The organism is Mycobacterium sp. (assembly GCF_049278535.1).
In the GTDB taxonomy this organism is placed as follows: domain Bacteria; phylum Actinomycetota; class Actinomycetes; order Mycobacteriales; family Mycobacteriaceae; genus Mycobacterium.
The window spans coordinates 1-18,176 of sequence record NZ_JBAPMI010000178.1 but is presented as its reverse complement, the minus strand read 5'-3'; the positions used below and the strand labels follow the sequence as shown (position 1 = coordinate 18,176).

Genomic DNA, 18,176 nt, shown 5'->3' with positions numbered 1-18,176 from the left:
CCCCTAGATACTGCCCGGGCGCCGCGTGGCATTGGGGAACCATTGGGTCTACGGTGACCGTTGGGCTTAAAGGATCAGCATTAGCGGATCCGGTGTGAACCAACGAGGACGCTCAGGAGAGGCGATGGCGGCGGAAGGTTATCTGCGCCGGCTTACCCGTCGGTTGACGGAGGACCCCCAGCAGCGTGATGCCGAGGAGTTGTGCGACGAGGCGGTGACCACCGGCGCGCAGCGGGCCATCGACTGCGAGCGCGGCCAGGAGGTCACCGTGGTCGGAATACTGCGAAGCGTGGAATGCAACGGCAAGGGTTGCGCCGACGGGGTCCGCGCAGAACTGTTCGACGGCACCGACACCGTCGAACTGGTGTGGTTGGGGCAGCGCAGGATTCCCGGCATCGAGTCGGGCCGTACGCTGCGCGTCCAGGGCCGGCTCGGCAAGCTGGAGAACGGCAGCAAGGCAATCTACAACCCGCACTACGAAATTCAGCGGTGAGGCGCGCTCGGTGAATCGTGCGACAGACGCCGGTGACACGGCTGACGCCGTCGACGGCGAGGTAGTGACCGCGGACGTCGACCGCACTCCGGCCGAACGGATGATGGAACAACTCGGCGGCGTTGCGGGGATCATCTACTCGTCGCTGCCTGTGCTGGTCTTCGTGGGCACCTCGCGGCTGCTGGGCCTGGCTGCAGCGTCGGGCGCTGCCCTCGGGGTCGCCACGCTGATCCTGCTGTGGCGCCTGATCCGCCGTGAGTCCGTCCAGCCGGCGGTGTCCGGGTTGATCGGCGTCGCCGTTTGCGTGCTGATCGCCTACCTGCTCGGTGAGTCCAAAGGCTATTTCCTGCTCGGCATCTGGACATCGTTGATATATGCGTCCATCTTCGCGGTATCGATCCTGATCCGCCGGCCTGTTGTCGGCTACATCTGGACCTGGCTGCACGGGCACGATGGCGGCTGGCGCACCGTACGCCGCGCGGTTTATGCGTTCGACGTCGCCACCTTCACCTGGGTGTTGGTGTTCGCCGCCCGCTTCGTGGTTCAGCGGGTGCTCTACGACACCAACCACGAGGGCTGGCTGGTGGTGGCCCGGATCGCGATGGGCTGGCCGCTGGCCGCGGTGGCGGCGCTGGTGACCTTCCTGGCGATCAGGGCCGCACAGCGCGCGATCGACGGCGTAGCCGTCACTTCGCCGGCAGAAGAAGCTGGCGCAGCTCCTCTTCCGCCTCGGTGACGGCGACGAACAGCAGCTCGTCGCCACCTTCCAGCGGCTCGTCGTCCTGCGGCACGATCACCCGGGGCCCGCGCAGAATCGTCACCAGCGCGACATCTCGGGGCAGCTGCAGCTTGCGCACCGGTTTGCCGCCCCACGGGGTGTTGTCGGGCAGCGTGATCTCGACCAGGTTGGCCTGACCCTTCCGGAACTCCATCAGCCGCACCAGGTCTCCGACCGCGACGGCCTCCTCGATCAAAGACGCCAGCATCCGCGGGGTGGACACCGCGACGTCGACGCCCCAGGCGTCGGTGAACAGCCACTCGTTGCGGGGGTCGTTGACCCGGGCCACCACCCGGGCTACCGCGAATTCGGTCTTGGCCAGCAGGCTGAGCACCACGTTGGCCTTGTCATCGCCGGTGGCCGCCACCACGACGTCGAATTCGTGTAGCCGCACCGACTCCAGCATGCTCACCTCGCAGGCGTCCCCGAGCCGCCAATGCGCAGCCGGGATGGCGTCGACGTCGATGTGATCGGGGTTGCGCTCGATCAGCGTGATCTCGTGCTTGTTCTCAATCAGCTCGCGGGCCACTGAGCGGCCGACCGCGCCGGCGCCTGCGATAGCGACTCTCATTCCAAGTCCTCACTCGGCGGCAACGCCGCAATCGCCAAAGCCTCGCCCGCGTGTCCGGATATCGCCGCGATGTAGACCTGATCGCCGGCCTGGATGACCGTCTTGGGCTCGGGAAGCACGCCGGTACCGAATCGGATCAGGAAGGCCACCCGGGCCCCGGTGGCCTTCTCCAGATGGGCGGCCGGGTGACCCACCCAGTCTTCGTGCAACGCCACTTCGACCACAGCGACGGTCCCGGTCGGGTCCCGCCACTTGGTGGTTTCGCCTTCGCGGGTCAGCGCGTTGAGCAAGCGATCGGTCGTCCACGGCACGGTGGCGATGGTGGGGATGCCGAGTCGCTCATAGACTTCGGCGCGCTTGGCGTCGTAGATCCGCGCGACAACCCGCCGCACGCCGAAGGTTTCCCGGGCCAGCCGCGCCGAGATGATGTTCGAGTTGTCGCCGGATGACACCGCGGCGAACGCGTCGGCCTCCTCGATGCCCGCCCTCAGCAGCACATCCCGGTCGAATCCCAGACCAAGCACGCGTTCACCGGCGAAATCGGGACTCAGCCGGGTGAACGCGGTGCTGTCACTGTCGATCACCGCGACGTCGTGCCCGATCCGCGACAATCCGTCCGCAACCGACGAGCCCACCCGACCGCACCCCATCACAACCACTCGCACTTGAGGTCCTCTCGACCTGACCAGCCGTAGTGGCCAGCCGGTTTGGGAGACATTCTGGTCTACGGAACCGTACCGGCGGGCGCGGTTGCGCTTACTCTTGGCTCTCGTGTCCAAACTTTCGACGGCGGCGCGTCGATTGGTTCTGGGTCGGCCGTTTCGCAGCGACCGGCTGAGCCACACTCTGCTGCCCAAGCGGATCGCCCTGCCGGTGTTCGCTTCCGATGCACTCTCGTCGGTGGCGTACGCCCCCGAGGAGATCTTTCTCACGCTCTCGGTGGCAGGCCTCGCGGCGTATTCGCTGACACCGTGGATCGGCGTCGCGGTGGCGGCGGTGATGCTGGTCGTGGTGGCCAGCTACCGACAGAACGTGCACGCCTACCCCTCCGGTGGCGGCGACTACGAGGTGGTCACCACAAACCTCGGGCCCAATGCCGGCCTGACCGTGGCGAGCGCGCTGATGGTGGATTACGTTCTCACGGTGGCTGTTTCGACGGCATCGGCCATGTCGAACATCGGATCCGCGATCCCTTTCGTGGAAAACCACAAGGTGCTGTTCTGCGTGAGCGCGATCCTGCTGGTGATGGCGTTGAACCTGCGCGGTATTCGCGAATCTGGGGTCGCCTTCGCCGTCCCGACCTACGCATTCATCGCCGGCGTGGGGCTCATGCTGGCCTGGGGCCTGTTCCGGATCTACGTGCTGGACGAGCCGATCCGGGCCGAATCCGCCGGGTTTGTCATGCACGCCGAACGCAGCTCGATCGTCGGCTTCGCGCTGGTGTTCCTGGTGGCGCGATCGTTCTCGTCGGGCTGTGCGGCGCTGACCGGTGTCGAAGCGATCAGCAACGGAGTGCCGGCGTTTCGAAAGCCCAAGTCGCGCAATGCGGCAACCACGCTGCTGATGCTGGGCACAATCGCGGTAAGCCTGTTCATGGGCATCATCCTGCTGGCCAAAGAGACCGGGGTCCAGATCGTCGACAATCCCGCCACGCAGCTCACCGGTACCCCGCCCGGCTATCAGCAGAAGACGCTCGTCGCGCAGATCGCACAGGCCGTCTTCGGCAGCTTCCACATAGGGTTTCTACTGATCGCGGTGGTGACCGCGTTGATCCTGGTGCTGGCGGCCAACACGGCGTTCAACGGGTTCCCGGTGTTGGGTTCGGTGCTGGCACAGCACAGTTACCTGCCGCGCCAACTGCATACCCGCGGTGACCGGTTGGCGTTCTCCAACGGCATCGTGTTCCTGGCGGTGGCGGCCCTCGCCGCGATCATCGCGTTCCGCGCGCAAGTCACCGCGCTGATCCAGCTCTACATCGTCGGGGTGTTCATTTCCTTCACGTTGAGCCAAATCGGCATGGTCCGGCACTGGACTCGGCTGCTGCGCAACGAGACCGACCCGGCGGTGCGGCGAACGATGATGCGCTCCCGGGTGGTCAACACGATCGGGTTCGTGGCCACCGGCACGGTGCTTTTCATCGTAGCGATCACAAAGTTCCTGGCCGGAGCGTGGATCGCCGTCGTCGCCATGACGTTGCTGTTCGCGGTGATGAAGCTGATCCGCAAGCACTACGACACGGTCACCCGGGAGATCGAGCAGCAGGCAGACGACGAAGATGTCGTCTTGCCCAGCCGCAACCACGCCCTCGTGCTGGTGTCGAAGTTGCATCTACCGACGCTGCGAGCGCTGTCCTATGCGCGTGCGACGCGACCCGACGTGCTGGAGGCCGTGACGGTGAGCGTCGACGACGTGGAAACCCGTGCGCTGGTCCGCCGCTGGGAAGAAAGCAATATCAGCGTGCCGCTGAAGGTCATCGCTTCGCCATATCGCGAAATCACCCGCCCGATACTGGATTACGTCAAGCGGGTGAGCAAGGAATCGCCGCGCACCGTCGTGACGGTCTTCCTCCCCGAATACGTGGTCGGCCATTGGTGGGAGCACGTGCTGCACAACCAGAGCGCGTTGCGGCTCAAAGGCCGGTTGTTGTTCATGCCCGGAGTGATGGTGACGTCGGTTCCCTGGCAACTCAGTTCATCCGAGCGGCTCAAGACGATGCAACCGCACGCTGCTCCCGGTGATGCCCGTCGAGGGATATTCGATTGACCTCGGAATCCACTGCAGCGCCACCACCGGCCACCGAGCAGCTGACGTTGACCGTCGGCGCCCCCGCGAACGGGGGCAGCTGCGTGGCCCGCCACGACGGCCGGGTGGTGTTCGTCCGCTATGCGTTACCCGGCGAACGGGTGCGGGTCCGGGTCACCGCCGATCGGGGGTCGTATTGGCACGCCGAGACGGTCGAGGTGATCGAACCGTCCGCCGACCGGACCGATTCGCTGTGCCCGATCGCCGGTGTAGACGGCGCCGGCTGCTGCGATCTGGCCTTTGTCGACCCAGCGGCGGCGCGCGGGCTGAAAGCCGAAGTGGTATCTAATCAGCTTGCCCGCCTTGGCAATTACCAGTGGAACGACGCAGTCCAGCCGATCTCGGCCGCCGGCCCGACAGGTTGGCGTACCCGAATCAGGCTGGACGTCGGGGCTGACGGCCGGGCGGGATTTCATCGCTACCACAGCGATGAACTGGTCACCGATCTCAACTGCGGTCAGCTCACGGCCGGGATGGTCGACGGTCTGACCGACGTCGCGTGGCCGCCGGGCGCGCACCTGCATGTCGTGGTCGACGACGACGGTCAGCGGCATGTGGCACGCACGGTGCGGCAGGGCCGGCGTAATTCGACGGATGTGGTCGAGGGCAGCTACCAGGGTGTGCAGCGAGCCGGGCGGCACAGTTGGCAGGTCCCGGTGACGGCTTTCTGGCAGGCCCACCGCGACGCGGCTCGAACCTACAGCGGCCTGGTGGGCGAGTGGGCCCGGCCGGATCCTGGCATGACGGCGTGGGATCTCTACGGCGGCGCAGGGGTTTTTGCCGCGGTCCTGGGCGACGCGGTAGGGGAGTCGGGGCAGGTGGTCAGCGTCGACAGCTCGCGGGCGGCAACGCGAGCGGCCCGTGCCACGCTGGCCGATTTGCCACAGGTGAGCGTGATCACCGATTCGGTGCGCCGGGCGCTGACCGCGCAACGCGGCGGTGCCGATGTGGCTGTGCTGGATCCGCCGCGCGGTGGCGCCGGACACGAGGTGATCGATCTGCTGGCCGCGGCCGAGGTTCCACGGATCGTTCATATCGGTTGTGAGGCAGCCTCATTCGCTCGCGACATCGGCCTGTATCAGGGTCATGGGTACGCGGTGAACAACATCGAGGTATTCGACTCGTTCCCGCTGACCCATCACATCGAGTGCGTCGCGCTGCTGACCCGCTGAGGGTCTACGCGAGGACGAAGTACCGCAGCCACAGATAGAGCGCGCACAGCACCGTGGAGATTGCCGTGATGACGATGCCCTTCCGGGTGAACTCCCAAAACGAGATGGAATAGCCGGACCTCAGCGCGATGCCGATCATCACGATGTTGGCGCTGGATCCCACGGCGGTGAGGTTGCCGCCCAAGTCGCCGCCTAGTGCCAACGACCACCACAACACGTTGCCGTGTTCCTGATGCGGCGTGGACGAGGCCAGATGGGTTACGATCGGTGTCATGGTGGCCACATAGGGGACGTTGTCGATCAGGCCCGATGCCAGTGTTGACACAGCCAGGATTAGCAGGGTCGTGAAAAGCACGTTGCCCTCGGTCGCGCCAGCTGCCAACTCACCCAGGCGTTTGATGAAGCCGGTCTTGAGCAGTGCGCCCACCATGATGAACAGCCCGACGATGAACAGCAGGGTGTCCCACTCGACGCTGGCCAGATAGTCCGACTTCTCCATCCTGGACACCAGGATGAGGGCACCGGCACCCAGCAGCGCCACCAGCGACGGCTGAACGTGGATCGAGGGGGACACGATGAACCCGACGAACACCACGCCCATAACCGCGCCGCACTTGACGAGCAGCCGGCTATCGCGCAGAATCTCGCGCTCTTCCAGCGACATCACGTCAGCGACCCGTTCGGGGGAGACTGTGGCGAACCCGCGAAACAGCAACGGCGAAACGGCGACGAAGACCAGCATGATGATGATCACGATCGGCGCCATGTTGACTAGGAAGGCATTGAACGACAGGCCTTTACGCGCTCCGATGATGATGTTGGGTGGGTCACCGACCAACGTTGCGGCACCGCCGATGTTGGAGGCGAACACCTCGGCGATCAACATCGGGACCGGGTTGATAGCCAGCCGGTCACACACCAGCAACGTGACCGGCGCTATCAAGAGTACCGAGACGACGTTTGGCAGCAGCGCTGACGCCAAAGCCATGACCAGGGTTAGCAAGATCATGATGCGCACTGGAGACCCGTTGGCGCGCTTGGCAGCCCAAATCGCGGCGTATTCAAACACTCCGGTCTGAAGCAAAATACTGACGATGATCATCATGCCCAGCATCAAAAAGATGACGTCCCAGTCGATTCCGGTTTCCTGGGAGTAGTACACGTCGGGCGCGTCGATGGCCGGCAAAATTATCATCAGTCCCGCGCCGACCAGCGCGACCGTGGTCTTGTTGAACCGTTCGCTGATGATGAACGCGTAGGAGATGACGAACACTGCGACGGCGAAGTACATCTGGATTGCGGTTGCCGTCATCGCCGCAGCCCCTGATGTCTCGTCAAATTTTGTCCACCCTCGTTAGCGGGCTGCCCATCCCCGAGATGACCTCGGAGGACTCGGTGACGGCGTTACCAGCGTCGACCACTGACATTTCCTCCGCACGCACGAAGCCTGTAGCAACCTGTGGGCCGACTCGCTCGGCGTTCGACGTCCTGATCGGCCGTACGCATTATCGATCAGCGGCACGCGTTCGCCCACTCAAGCCGTGAAATCTTTACGCTCTCTTGCTGTACGGACCGCTGAACGGATGGAGATGTCGCATGTTGTCGACCCCTCAGCTCAGGACAAAGTAGCGCAGCCATAGGTAGAGCCCGCAGAGCACGGTAGACACGGCGGTGATCACCGCCCCCTTGCGGGTGAATTCCCAGAACGAGATGGGGTTGCCCGATTTCAGTGCGATGCCGATCATCACGATGTTCGCGCTGGATCCGATGGCGGTGAGATTGCCGCCCAAGTCGCCACCGAGCGCCAGCGACCACCACATCACATTGTGGTGCGACTGAGTGACCGAAGCCAGGTGATTCACGATGGGTGTCATGGTCGCGACGTAGGGGACGTTGTCGATGATCCCAGACAGCAGCATCGACACGCACAGGATCAGCATCGTTGTGACCAGCACATTGCCACCGGTGGCGTTGGCAGCCATCTGGCCCAGTGTCTTGATAACGCCGGTCTTGAATAGCGCACCGACCATGATGAACAGGCCGACCATGAACAGCAGCGTGTCCCACTCGACATTGGCCAGATAATCCGACTGTTCCAATCCGGAGACGAGAATGAGGATGCCGGCGCCCAGTAGCGCCACGAGTGACGGCTGAAGGTGGATGGCGTCGGAGACGATGAACCCGATGAACACGGCGACCATCACCGCGCTGCATTTGATCAACAATGGGCGGTTCTGAAGGGCTTCGCGCTCGTCTACTGCCATGACGTCGTCGATTCGCTCGGGATCCACCGCAGACATGCCGCGGAACAGGAACGGCATCAGCGCCACGAAGATGAGCATGACGATGATCACGATAGGGGCCATGTTGAACAAGAAGGCGTTAAACGACAGTCCAGTGCGCGCGCCAATGATGATGTTGGGTGGATCGCCGACCAATGTGGCAGTGCCGCCGATGTTGGAGGCGAACACCTCGGCCATCAGGAGAGGGACCGGGTTGATCGCCAGGCGATCGCACACCAGCAAGGTCACCGGGGCGACCAGCAACACCGACACCACGTTAGGCAGCACGGCCGAAGCCACCGCCATGACAAGCGTCAACAGGATCATGATCCGTAGCGGTGATCCGTTGGCGCGCTTAACAGCCCAGATCGCAGCGAATTCGAATACCCCGGTCTGGCGCAAGATGCTGACGATGATCATCATGCCAAGCATCAAAAAGATGACGTCCCAGTCGATTCCGCTGGCTTGCGAGTAGAAAACATCGTGGGACTCGATCACCGGTAGCAGGATCATCGAGCCTGCGCCGACCAGCGCGACGGTGGCGTTGTTGAAACGCTCACTGATGATGGCCGCGTAAGCGGCAACGAACACGGCGATCGCGAAGTAGGTCATCGACGCCGCCCCGGACGCCCGATCAACGTTTCAGGGTTTCGGCCAACAGCCGCGATGTGATGATCGCCCCACGCGGCTTGCCGGATTCCGCCATAGTCACCGAAGCCTATAACAGCGTCGGTCGACCTTCATGGCGAGCCTGGCGGCCGACTGGTGCATGGCTTCGAAGCGCCGGACACTACGAAATCGTCAGGCGCGCTTGATGCCTGGTCACTCCTTCAATGCGGCTGCCAGCAGGCGTGAGGCGGTGATCACCCCGTGCAACTTGCCGTCTTTGACCACGGCGACCAGCGGGCTGCGAAGTCGCGCCATGACCTCGGCCACCTCGATAATGGTGTCGTCGGCTTCGGCCACCGGGATGTGCTGGCGTTGCTTAGGCAACATGTCGCGGATGGTCTTGCCGCTCAGCTTCTCGGCGGCGTGATCGGCCATCGACTCGGTGACCACGCTGGCCAGTCCGGGGTCATCCTGCACGTAGCCCGGCACGATGAAACGCACGACTTGAGATGCCGGTAGCACGGCAAACGGCGTTTCGGAGTTGTCGGTGACGACCACCAATCCATTCAGCCGGTGCTCAGCGAGCAGACGAACCGCATCGAGCGCATTCGAGTCGATTTTTACAACTGGGAACTTCTCGTCGAGATCCTCTGCCCGCACACCGCCACAATACTTCCGCTGAGACCTTTCAGTTAGCTGGATGGGTGTAAGCGTATTCTCAGGTTGCGTTCGGAACGATTTTCGAACGCGGTGAATGTGTGGGCCGAAGCGCCGGTCAGGATTTGAGGGCCGCCGCCAGCAGGCGTGGGGCGGTGATCACACCGTGCAACTTCCCCTTTTCCATCACGGCGATTAGTGGACTTCGCTGCTCCGCCATCTCGGCGGCCACCTTGATGACACCGTCGCGTGTATTGACCGAGGGGACTGCACGCGGATTCTTGGGTAGCAAATCCCCCACTGTCTTACCCGCCAAATTCTCGCCGGCGTTGTCGGCCAGTGCGGCACCCAGGACACCGGCCAGCGTGATGTCGTCCTGGACGTACCTCGGCAGAACAAAACGCAGCATCTCGGACGCCAGAATGACCGCGCACGGCTTGTGAGACGCGTCGGCAACGACGAGTCCCGGCAGGCCGTGCTCGGCGATCATTCGGGCGGCGTCGATGGCGTCAGAATCCACCGCCACGATGAGAAACTGCTCGTCGAGGTCCTCTGCTCGCACAGAGCCACCATACGACCAACTTGTGGCTCTAGGCGAAGTAGCGCAGCCACAGATAGCCGAGGGAAAGCACAAACGACATTGCGGTGACAGCCGCGCCTCGTTTGGTGAAGTCCCAGAACGAAACGGGATGCCCCGAGCGGTTCGCGATCCCGACCGCGACGATGTTCGCGCTGGCGCCCACCGGAGTGAGGTTGCCGCCCATCACGGTGCCCAGCAACAACGCCCACCACAGCACGCCTGAACTTGCATGCCCGGGGATCGAGTCGGCGAATTGTCCGACGATCGGTGTCATCGCGGCGGCGTACGGAACGTTGTTGATGAAGCTGCCCAACGTGAAGGAGATCGTGAGGATCAGGATCGTCGCCTTCCAGGCATCGCCCTGTGCGACGTGGCTCGCGACCTGCGCCAACTCCTTGATGACACCCGTCCTCACCAGCGCCCCCACCATCACGAACAGTCCCGCAAAGAACAGCAGCGTCTCCCATTCGACGCTGGCCAGGTAGAACTCACGTTCCAGTCCGGAGATCACGACAAGTATCCCGGCGCCGGCCATCGCGATCAGCGACGGTTCCATGTGGATCTGCCGGTGCAGGACGAAACCGGCGAACACCAGCGTGAGGACGAGCCCGGATTGGAGCAGCAATTTCGGGTTACGGATCGCTTCACGTTCGTCCAGCAACATGACATCGGCGACCCGTTCGGGATCCACCACAAAGAAGCCCGGGAACAAGCGCGGCAGGATCGCGATCAGGGCAACAAGCACGAGCAGCACGGCCGGCGCCATGTTCGCGCTGAACTCGATGAAGCTCAGATGCGCTCCCGTACCGATGATGATGCTGGTCGGGTCCCCAACCAGGGTGGCCGCACCGGCGATGTTGGCCGCGATCGCCTCGATGATGAGATATGGCGCGGCGTTGACCGCAAGGCGGTCACACACCAGCAGGGTGACCGGTGCGATCAGCAATACCGTGGTGACGTTGTCCAGTACGGCCGTTCCGAGCGCGGTGACCAGAATCAACAGGATCATGATCCTTAGTGGGGATCCCTTGGCGCGCTTGGCAGACCAGATCGCCACATATTCGAACGCACCGGTCTGACGCACCACGCCGACGATGATCATCATCCCCAGGAGCAGAAACAGGACGTCCCAGTTGACCCCAGTGTCGCGGGCGTAGAAGACCTCGTCGGAATTGATCAGCGGCAAGAAGAACATCAGCGTCGCGCCGGCCAGCGCGATCTTGGTCTTGTTGAAGCGCTCGGTGGTGATCAGCACGTAGCAGACGACGAATACCGCCGAGGCGTAGATGGCATGGATCAGGGTGCTGCTCATCAGCAGCCCCGCCGTCGCACACGCGCCTGGGTCAGCATCGACACGGCCCTCAAGATGCGAGCGCCGCTGCCAATGGGCGTGAGGTCGTGATCACGCCGTTGAACCCTGACGTCCACGCGTAAAGCGCGGCCGCGTCGACCGTGCACGTCATGCCGCACTCCTGAATCGCCCGTCGTAGCAGGAAGTCCCCCGAATAGCACGACGAAGCAACGCCGACCAGGCTTCCCGGCACACCGGGGCGTTACGCTAGCAGGCTTATCTGTGTTGTTTCTAAGCGCGAGTGGTAAGCGTGGGGCGGGGTATCTCTGCAGGTCCGCGCATCGGGCCGGCGGCTCTGCGTACACTGGCGAGATGCTTGAACAGATCCGTGGGCCCGCCGATCTGCAGCACCTCTCGCAGGCGGATCTGCGCGATCTGGCCGCCGAGATCCGCGATTTTCTGATCCATAAAGTCGCCGCGACCGGAGGCCATCTGGGCCCCAACCTCGGCGTCGTCGAGCTGACGCTGGCGTTGCACCGGGTCTTCGATTCGCCACACGACCCGATCGTCTTCGACACCGGTCATCAGGCCTACGTGCACAAGATGCTGACGGGCCGGGCCGCGGATTTCGAGACGCTGCGCAAAAAGGATGGGCTGTCGGGTTATCCGTCGCGCTCGGAGAGCGAACACGACTGGGTTGAGTCGAGTCACGCGAGCGCCGCGCTGTCCTACGCCGACGGCCTGGCCAAGGCGTTCGAGCTGACCGGGCATCGCAACCGGCATGTGGTCGCGGTGGTCGGCGACGGCGCACTCACCGGCGGCATGTGCTGGGAGGCGCTGAACAACATCGCCGCGGCCCGGCGACCGGTGGTGATCGTCGTCAACGACAACGGCCGCAGTTACGCCCCGACGTTCGGCGGCCTGGCCAACCACCTGGGGATGCTGCGGCTGCAGCCCGGCTACGAGCATCTGCTGGAGCGGGGCCGCAGTGCGGTGCGCGGGATGCCGCTCTTGGGCGATTTGGCTTACCAGTTCATGCACAGCGTCAAAGCCGGTGTGAAGGACGCCCTTTCGCCGCAGCTGCTGTTCACCGACCTGGGGCTGAAGTACATGGGCCCGGTCGATGGCCATGACGAGCACGCCGTAGAGGCCGCGCTGCGCCGCGCCCGCGGGTTTCACGGTCCGGTACTGGTGCACGTGGTGACCCAGAAGGGCAGGGGATACGGCCCGGCCGAGGACGATGAGGCCGACCAGATGCATTCCTGCGGGGTGATCGACCCGGTAACCGGGCTGGCCACCAAAGTCCCGGGACCGAGTTGGACGGCGACGTTCTCCGAAACGCTGATCGAGCAGGCGAGCAGACGCCGCGACATCGTCGCGATCACCGCGGCCATGCCCGGGCCTACCGGGCTGACCGCCTTCGGAGAACGCTTCCCGGACAGGATGTTCGACGTCGGCATTGCCGAGCAGCACGCGATGACTTCGGCGGCCGGCTTGGCGATGGGTGGGATGCATCCCGTCGTGGCGATCTACTCGACGTTCCTCAACCGGGCGTTCGACCAGATCATGATGGACGTGGCGCTGCACAGGCTGCCCGTCACGATCGTGCTCGACCGGGCCGGGGTCACCGGTAGCGACGGCCCCAGCCACAACGGCATGTGGGACATGTCGATGCTGAACATCGTCCCAGGCATCCGGGTGGCCGCGCCCAGAGACGGCGCGCGCCTGCGTGAGGAACTCGGTGAAGCGCTCGCCATCGGCGACGGGCCCACCGTGATCAGATTCCCCAAAGGCGATGTGGGCGAAGACATTCCGGCGGTACAGCAACACTCCGGGGTAGACGTACTGGCAGTGCCGACCGAGGGGCTGAGTGCCGATGTGCTGCTGCTGGCGGTCGGCCCGTTCGCGTCGATGGCCATATCGGTGGCCGCGCGCCTGCGCGATCAGGGCATCGGCGTGACGGTGATCGACCCACGTTGGGTGCTGCCCGTCCCGGACGCGGTGGCGGAATTGGCGGTGGCGCACAAGGTGGTCGTCACGATGGAAGACAACGGGGTGGCCGGTGGCGTCGGTTCGGCCGTGTCAGCCGCGTTGCGGGCCGCCGAGATCGACGTGCCATGCCGCGATGTCGGTCTGCCGCAACAGTTCTTCGATCACGGTTCGCGAGGTGAGGTACTCGCCGAAGCCGGCCTGACCGACCAGGACGTGTCCCGCCGCATTACCGGCTGGATCGCCGCACTCTCGGGTGACCCTGTCGAATCAGGGACCGTGATCACCGAACATCTGGACTGACGTCCACGCTGTCCGCGCGCGCCGGTTGCAAGGCCGCGGCCAGTACCGGGACCACGAGTTCGCGTTGCCAGGTTCGGGCCTGGCCGGCCGTCAGAAACTCGTCGATCGTCGCTGCCGCGTCGTCAACGGGTTCCCAGTCCCAGCACAGTCGCCGGACCAGATCGGGCGTCACCAGGTTCTCGGTCGGCACCGTGACCCGCTCGGATACCTTGCGCAACGCGGCGCGGGCCGCGTCGAGTCGAGCCGCGGCCTCCGGCCTGCGTCGAGCCCAGCGGGCCGGCACCGGTGGGCCGTTGGGTGGTTCGGCTTCCTCTGTGGGTCCGGGGTTTTCGCGAGCGGCCTGCAACGCCGCCAACCAGGTGGATGCACTGCGGCGCTGCCGACGTCCGCCGAATATCGGCAGCGCGATCAGATCGTCGAGGGTCTGAGGGTCGGCCGTCGCCGCGTCGATGATCGCCGAGTCGGGCAGGATTCGTCCGGGGGCGATGTCACGGCGCTGCGCGATTTCGTCTCGCACCGTCCACAATTCACGAACAGCGGCCAGAGCGCGTTGGTTGCGTACCCGGTGAATGCCTGAGGTGCGGCGCCACCGATCCCGGCGGGTCGTCGGCGGGACCTGCCCGCCGGCGATCCGTAGGTAGTCGAATTCCTCTGCGGCCCAGGCGGTTTTGCCTTGCTCTTCGAGCACGGCCGCGATCGCCTCGCGCAGGCCGATCAGCACCTCCACGTCAAGCGCGGCGTAGTTGAGCCACGCTGCCGGCAGTGGGCGCCGCGACCAGTCCGCCGCGCCGTGGCCCTTGGCCAACCCCACACCGAGCAGTCGCTGCGCCATCGCCGCCAGGTTGACCCGGTCGAAGCCGGCCAGCCGCCCGGCCAGTTCGGTGTCGTACAACGCCGGCGGCCGCATCCCAACCTCGGCCAGGCACGGAAGATCCTGATCGGCCGCATGCAGAATCCACTCATCGGCCGCCAGCACATCGGCGACGGGCCGCAGCACGGTCAGGGAGTCGCCGCCATGGCTGACCGGATCGATCAGCACGCTGCCCGCGCCGGCCCGCCGGATCTGAATCAGGTACGCGCGGTTCGAGTATCGGAATCCCGAGGCCCGCTCGGCATCCACCGCGAACGGGCCGTGGCCGCCGGCCAGCAACTGCGCGGCGGCCTTGATCTCGTTTGTGGAGGTGGACAGCTCGGGCACCCCGTCGGACGGATGAAGCAGCGGCGTGACGTCAGGTTCCGCGGCGTCGGGCGTTTCGGTTGGTGCTTCAGTCGGCTCCGGGGCCATGTCAAACGCGCGACCGGGTGCCCAAATCTGTCACCCCGACCGGTGGTAGCCCCGCCGCGTGCTCGAGCACCTCGCAGAACGCTTCGACGTGAGTACCGATGTCGGTGGTGAGCGCCGTCCACGACGCGCGCAGCTCCAGCTGGTGGGCGCGCGGGGGTCCGGAGATGTCGCCGTAGCGCACCGAGCTGGTAGCAGTGACCGTGCCACCGAGCGCGGTGACCTGCTCGGCCCGCGCGTCCAGCGCCTCGACAAGCCAGCTCCATGCGACTTCGGGCAGCAGCGGGTCGACCGCCTCGCTGGAATCAAGATCGGCCTGGATGTAGGCCACCAGCCGCATGGTGCCGTCCCACGCGTCGGCCCCTTCGGGGTCGTAAAGCAGGATCAGCCGGCCGAACGCGTCACCGTCAGACCGCTCCGGAACGATGTCGACCTCGGGGCGTTTGACCTCGGCGCCCAGTGCATAGCTGTACGGCGCGAGCCGCTGCGGTGGCCGGATGGGGCCCAGCTCGATTTCGGGTCGGACGGTGGCTCCGCTCATGGCCGCTACGGCTTCGCGAAATGGGGCCGGCTCGGCTGCCGTCATAAGCGCCGCTCCTCCTCGTCGCTCCGCCCCCGATCGCGGGCGGCCGAGGTCACGGGCGCCGCTGTAGTTCGTCGCCCCGCTCCGCGTCGTTGCTGGCGGGTCACAGCGTCTGACGCTAGACCTATCCGTCGATGCGCGGACACAGGCGCGCCGTTTGGGTCGCCGGGGTAGGGGATCGGTGAGTTGATACGGCGTTGTCATGCTGTCTCAGTCGGAGGTGAACCGCGCCGGCCGCTTCTCGCGGTGGGCGGCCAGGCCCTCACGGACGTCGGGTCCTCCGAAGCTCAAAAACTCCAGGCCAAGGGACGTTTCGAAGGCGGGTACGGCGCTCCGGTACCAGTGGTTGAGGCTGTGTTTGGTGAACCGGATCGCCGACTGCGCGCCCTGGGCCAACTCCGCCGCGATGCGCGTCGCGGTGGCGAGCACCTCGTCGTCGTCCACGCACAGCGACACCAGCCCGATCCGTTCGGCTTCGGCGCCGTCCAGCGGCGCGCAGGTGAGTAGGTAGTACTTGGCTTTGGCCATTCCGACCAGCAGCGGCCAGCAGATGGCGGCGTGATCTCCGGCGGCGACGCCCAGCTTGGTGTGACCGTCGATGATCTTGGCGGTTCGCCCCGCAACCGACACGTCGGCTAGCAGTGCGACGACCAGGCCCGCGCCGACCGCGGCGCCGTTGATCGCCGAGATCACCGGTTTGTCGAAACTGACCATGTTGAGCACGAGGTCGCGGGCCTCGCGCATGATCCGCATCCGGTCATCGAATTCGCCCATGGTCTCGTCGATCAGGTCGAAGCTGCCACCCGAAGAGAACGCCTTGCCTTCGCCGCGGACCAGCACCGCGCGCACGTCGGCGTCGCGACCGATGGCCGGCCAGACGTCGGCCAGATCGCGGTGCATCTGCGGCCCCACCGAGTTCAGCCCGGGCGCGTCGAGGATCAGGTGCAGCACGCCGTGGTCAGCGCGTTCGATTCGCAGGCTGGGGAATTCCTGATAGCTGACTTTTGGGTGGCGAACTGGCATCCCGGCTCCTGACCACTGGCTCACGGACGTTGACGACGACGACGTTACGCACGGGTCGGGGCGCTGCTCGCCGCACCCGTCGGCTGCGCGCGCGGGTCGTGGCAGCATTGACCCTGATGAGTGACCGTCGCGCGCTTCCCGAATCGCCGTATCTGGCCGCGGCCACCGGCCGCAAACCGAACCGGGTGCCGGTGTGGTTCATGCGGCAGGCCGGGCGTTCCCTGCCGGAATACCGCGCGCTGCGGAAGCAGAACACCATGATGGAAGCCTGCTTCGACGCCGAGCTGATCGCCGAGATCACCGTACAACCGATCCGCCGCCATGACGTCGACGCCGCAATCCTGTTCTCCGACATCGTGGTTCCGCTGCGTGGCGCCGGCATCGACGTGGACATCGTCGCCGACGTCGGCCCGGTGATCGCCGCGCCAGTGCGCACCGCCGCCGACGTCGATGCGCTGCGGCCGCTCGACCCGCGCGGTGTTCAGCCGGTGTCGGACGCCGTCTCGTTGCTGATGCGAGAACTGGGAGATGTTCCGCTGATCGGCTTTGCCGGCGCGCCGTTCACGCTGGCGTCCTACCTGGTCGAGGGCGGGCCCAGCCGCAACCACGCCCGGACCAAGGCCATGATGCTGGCTGAACCGGCTTGCTGGCATGCGCTGATGGAGAAGTTGGCCGACCTGACCATCGGTTTCCTGCAGGTACAACTCGATGCCGGGGTGGATGCGATCCAGGTGTTCGATTCGTGGGCCGGTGTGCTGTCGCTGGCCGACTACCGGCGGTACGTGCTGCCGCACAGTTCGCGGGTGTTCGCCACGCTGGCCGACCGCGGCGTAGCGATGACGCACTTCGGCGTGGGCACCGCCGAGCTGCTCGGCGCCATGTCGACCGCCGGTGCCACGGTCGTCGGGGTCGACTGGCGGACCTCGCTGGTCGATGCCGCAGCCCGCGTCGAAGCTGGAAAAGCGTTGCAGGGCAACCTCGATCCGGCGGTGCTGCTGGCGGGTTGGCCGACGGTCGAGCAGGCGGCGCGCGCGGTGGTCGACGACGGCCGGCGGGCAATAGACGCCGGCGCGGCCGGTCATATCTTCAACCTCGGCCACGGGGTGCTGCCGGAAACCGATCCCGCGATCCTCACCGACCTGGTAGCGCTGATCCACTCGCTATGATTCGCTCGTATTGTGTTGTCGGCGGCGGGATCTCGGGCTTGACCGCTGCATACCGGCTGCGGCAGAGCGCTGGCGACGAGGCGACCATCACACTGTTCGACCCGGCGGACCGGCTCGGTGGCGTGCTGCGCACCGAACGCGTCGGCGGAGTCTCCGTCGATGTCGGCGCCGAGGCGTTCGTGGTGCGCCGACCCGAAATGCCCGCGCTGCTGGCCGAATTGGGCCTGGCGAACGACCAACTCGGCACTACCGGTGCGCGTCCGTTGATTTACAGCCAGGACCGCCTGCACCCGCTGCCGGCCGGAACCCTCAATGGCATCCCGTCGTCGGCGGAGTCGATGGTCGGTCTGGTCAACGACGCTACCTTGGCCCGCATCGCCGCCGAACCGGATCAACCGTTGAGCTGGCGACCCGGCGGTGATCCGGCTGTCGCAGACCTGCTCGCCGACCGGTTCGGCGAGCAAACGGTGGCCCGGTCGGTAGATCCGATGCTCGGCGGGGTCTATGCCGGCTCGGCGGCGACCATCGGACTTCGCTCGGCGGCCCCGACCCTGGCCGCAGGTCTGGACGCCGGTGCCGCGAGTATCACCGACGC

At 65.4% G+C, this 18,176-nt stretch carries 16 protein-coding genes and 1 pseudogene; 7 read left to right on the top strand and 10 right to left on the bottom strand.

Annotated features, from left to right (window positions below; all coding sequences use genetic code 11):
* The first annotated feature begins 124 nt into the window (after window positions 1-124).
* Window positions 125-493: an OB-fold nucleic acid binding domain-containing protein gene (locus tag WAO18_RS12110; protein ID WP_422206518.1), complete on the top strand. Its 369-nt coding sequence runs from the start codon at window positions 125-127 to the stop codon at window positions 491-493.
* Window positions 494-593: 100 nt separating this feature from the next.
* Window positions 594-1,229 carry a DUF3159 domain-containing protein gene (locus WAO18_RS12105; RefSeq protein WP_422206519.1) on the top strand — a complete coding sequence of 212 codons (636 nt, stop codon included), beginning with the start codon at window positions 594-596 and terminating at the stop codon, window positions 1,227-1,229.
* Here WAO18_RS12105 and WAO18_RS12100 read toward each other — a convergent pair.
* Both WAO18_RS12100 and WAO18_RS12095 read right to left on the bottom strand, forming a co-directional pair.
* A complete protein-coding gene (locus tag WAO18_RS12100) occupies window positions 1,180-1,842 on the bottom strand; it encodes a potassium channel family protein (RefSeq protein WP_422206517.1) in 663 nt (220 codons plus the stop codon). The two genes, WAO18_RS12105 and WAO18_RS12100, sit on opposite strands and share 50 nt — an antisense overlap.
* On the bottom strand, window positions 1,839-2,507 hold the full coding sequence (locus WAO18_RS12095) for a potassium channel family protein (RefSeq protein ID WP_422206516.1): 669 nt from the start codon (window positions 2,505-2,507) through the stop codon (window positions 1,839-1,841). Before WAO18_RS12095 ends, WAO18_RS12100 begins: the two co-directional genes overlap by 4 nt.
* A 106-nt stretch (window positions 2,508-2,613) precedes the next feature.
* On the opposite strand from WAO18_RS12095, the gene WAO18_RS12090 reads away from it, so the two are divergent.
* Entirely contained in the window at window positions 2,614-4,605 is a 1,992-nt protein-coding gene (locus WAO18_RS12090) for an APC family permease (RefSeq protein WP_422206515.1), read from the top strand.
* Window positions 4,602-5,816 carry a class I SAM-dependent RNA methyltransferase gene (locus WAO18_RS12085; RefSeq protein ID WP_422206514.1) on the top strand — a complete coding sequence of 405 codons (1,215 nt, stop codon included), beginning with the start codon at window positions 4,602-4,604 and terminating at the stop codon, window positions 5,814-5,816. The genes WAO18_RS12090 and WAO18_RS12085 overlap by 4 nt, the downstream gene beginning before the upstream one ends.
* Window positions 5,817-5,820: 4 nt before the next feature.
* On the opposite strand, the gene WAO18_RS12080 is transcribed toward WAO18_RS12085, so the two are convergent.
* The 5 genes from WAO18_RS12080 to WAO18_RS12060 all read right to left on the bottom strand — a co-directional run bounded on the left by WAO18_RS12080 (window position 5,821) and on the right by WAO18_RS12060 (window position 11,256).
* Window positions 5,821-7,128 carry an SLC13 family permease gene (locus tag WAO18_RS12080; RefSeq protein ID WP_422206513.1) on the bottom strand — a complete coding sequence of 436 codons (1,308 nt, stop codon included), beginning with the start codon at window positions 7,126-7,128 and terminating at the stop codon, window positions 5,821-5,823.
* A gap of 298 nt (window positions 7,129-7,426) precedes the next feature.
* A complete protein-coding gene (locus tag WAO18_RS12075) occupies window positions 7,427-8,710 on the bottom strand; it encodes an SLC13 family permease (RefSeq protein WP_422206512.1) in 1,284 nt (427 codons plus the stop codon).
* A 210-nt stretch (window positions 8,711-8,920) separates the two neighbouring features.
* Window positions 8,921-9,367 (bottom strand): CBS domain-containing protein, encoded by a 447-nt coding sequence (locus WAO18_RS12070; RefSeq protein ID WP_422206511.1) that lies wholly within the window; start codon window positions 9,365-9,367, stop codon window positions 8,921-8,923.
* Window positions 9,368-9,482: 115 nt separating this feature from the next.
* Window positions 9,483-9,926, bottom strand: a complete 444-nt coding sequence (locus WAO18_RS12065; protein WP_422206510.1) for a CBS domain-containing protein — start codon at window positions 9,924-9,926, stop codon at window positions 9,483-9,485.
* 28 nt (window positions 9,927-9,954) lie between these two features.
* Entirely contained in the window at window positions 9,955-11,256 is a 1,302-nt protein-coding gene (locus WAO18_RS12060) for an SLC13 family permease (RefSeq protein WP_422206509.1), read from the bottom strand.
* A gap of 351 nt (window positions 11,257-11,607) precedes the next feature.
* Here WAO18_RS12060 and dxs point away from each other — a divergent pair, with 351 nt between their 5' ends.
* Window positions 11,608-13,527 (top strand): 1-deoxy-D-xylulose-5-phosphate synthase, encoded by a 1,920-nt coding sequence (dxs, locus tag WAO18_RS12055; RefSeq protein ID WP_422206508.1) that lies wholly within the window; start codon window positions 11,608-11,610, stop codon window positions 13,525-13,527.
* Here dxs and WAO18_RS12050 read toward each other — a convergent pair.
* The 3 genes and pseudogenes from WAO18_RS12050 to WAO18_RS12040 form a co-directional block, all read right to left on the bottom strand.
* Window positions 13,508-14,812 carry an HRDC domain-containing protein gene (locus WAO18_RS12050; RefSeq protein ID WP_422206507.1) on the bottom strand — a complete coding sequence of 435 codons (1,305 nt, stop codon included), beginning with the start codon at window positions 14,810-14,812 and terminating at the stop codon, window positions 13,508-13,510. The two genes, dxs and WAO18_RS12050, sit on opposite strands and share 20 nt — an antisense overlap.
* A 1-nt stretch (window position 14,813) precedes the next feature.
* Window positions 14,814-15,448, bottom strand: a pseudogene (locus WAO18_RS12045) (DUF3000 domain-containing protein).
* Between the two features lie 154 nt (window positions 15,449-15,602).
* Window positions 15,603-16,415 (bottom strand): enoyl-CoA hydratase/isomerase family protein, encoded by an 813-nt coding sequence (locus WAO18_RS12040; RefSeq protein WP_422206506.1) that lies wholly within the window; start codon window positions 16,413-16,415, stop codon window positions 15,603-15,605.
* Between the two features lie 116 nt (window positions 16,416-16,531).
* On the opposite strand from WAO18_RS12040, the gene hemE reads away from it, so the two are divergent.
* A complete protein-coding gene (hemE, locus tag WAO18_RS12035) occupies window positions 16,532-17,581 on the top strand; it encodes a uroporphyrinogen decarboxylase (protein WP_422206505.1) in 1,050 nt (349 codons plus the stop codon).
* Window positions 17,578-18,176 (top strand): FAD-dependent oxidoreductase (locus WAO18_RS12030; protein WP_422206504.1); only part of this gene is annotated, 599 nt, incomplete at its 3' end. The genes hemE and WAO18_RS12030, both read left to right, overlap by 4 nt.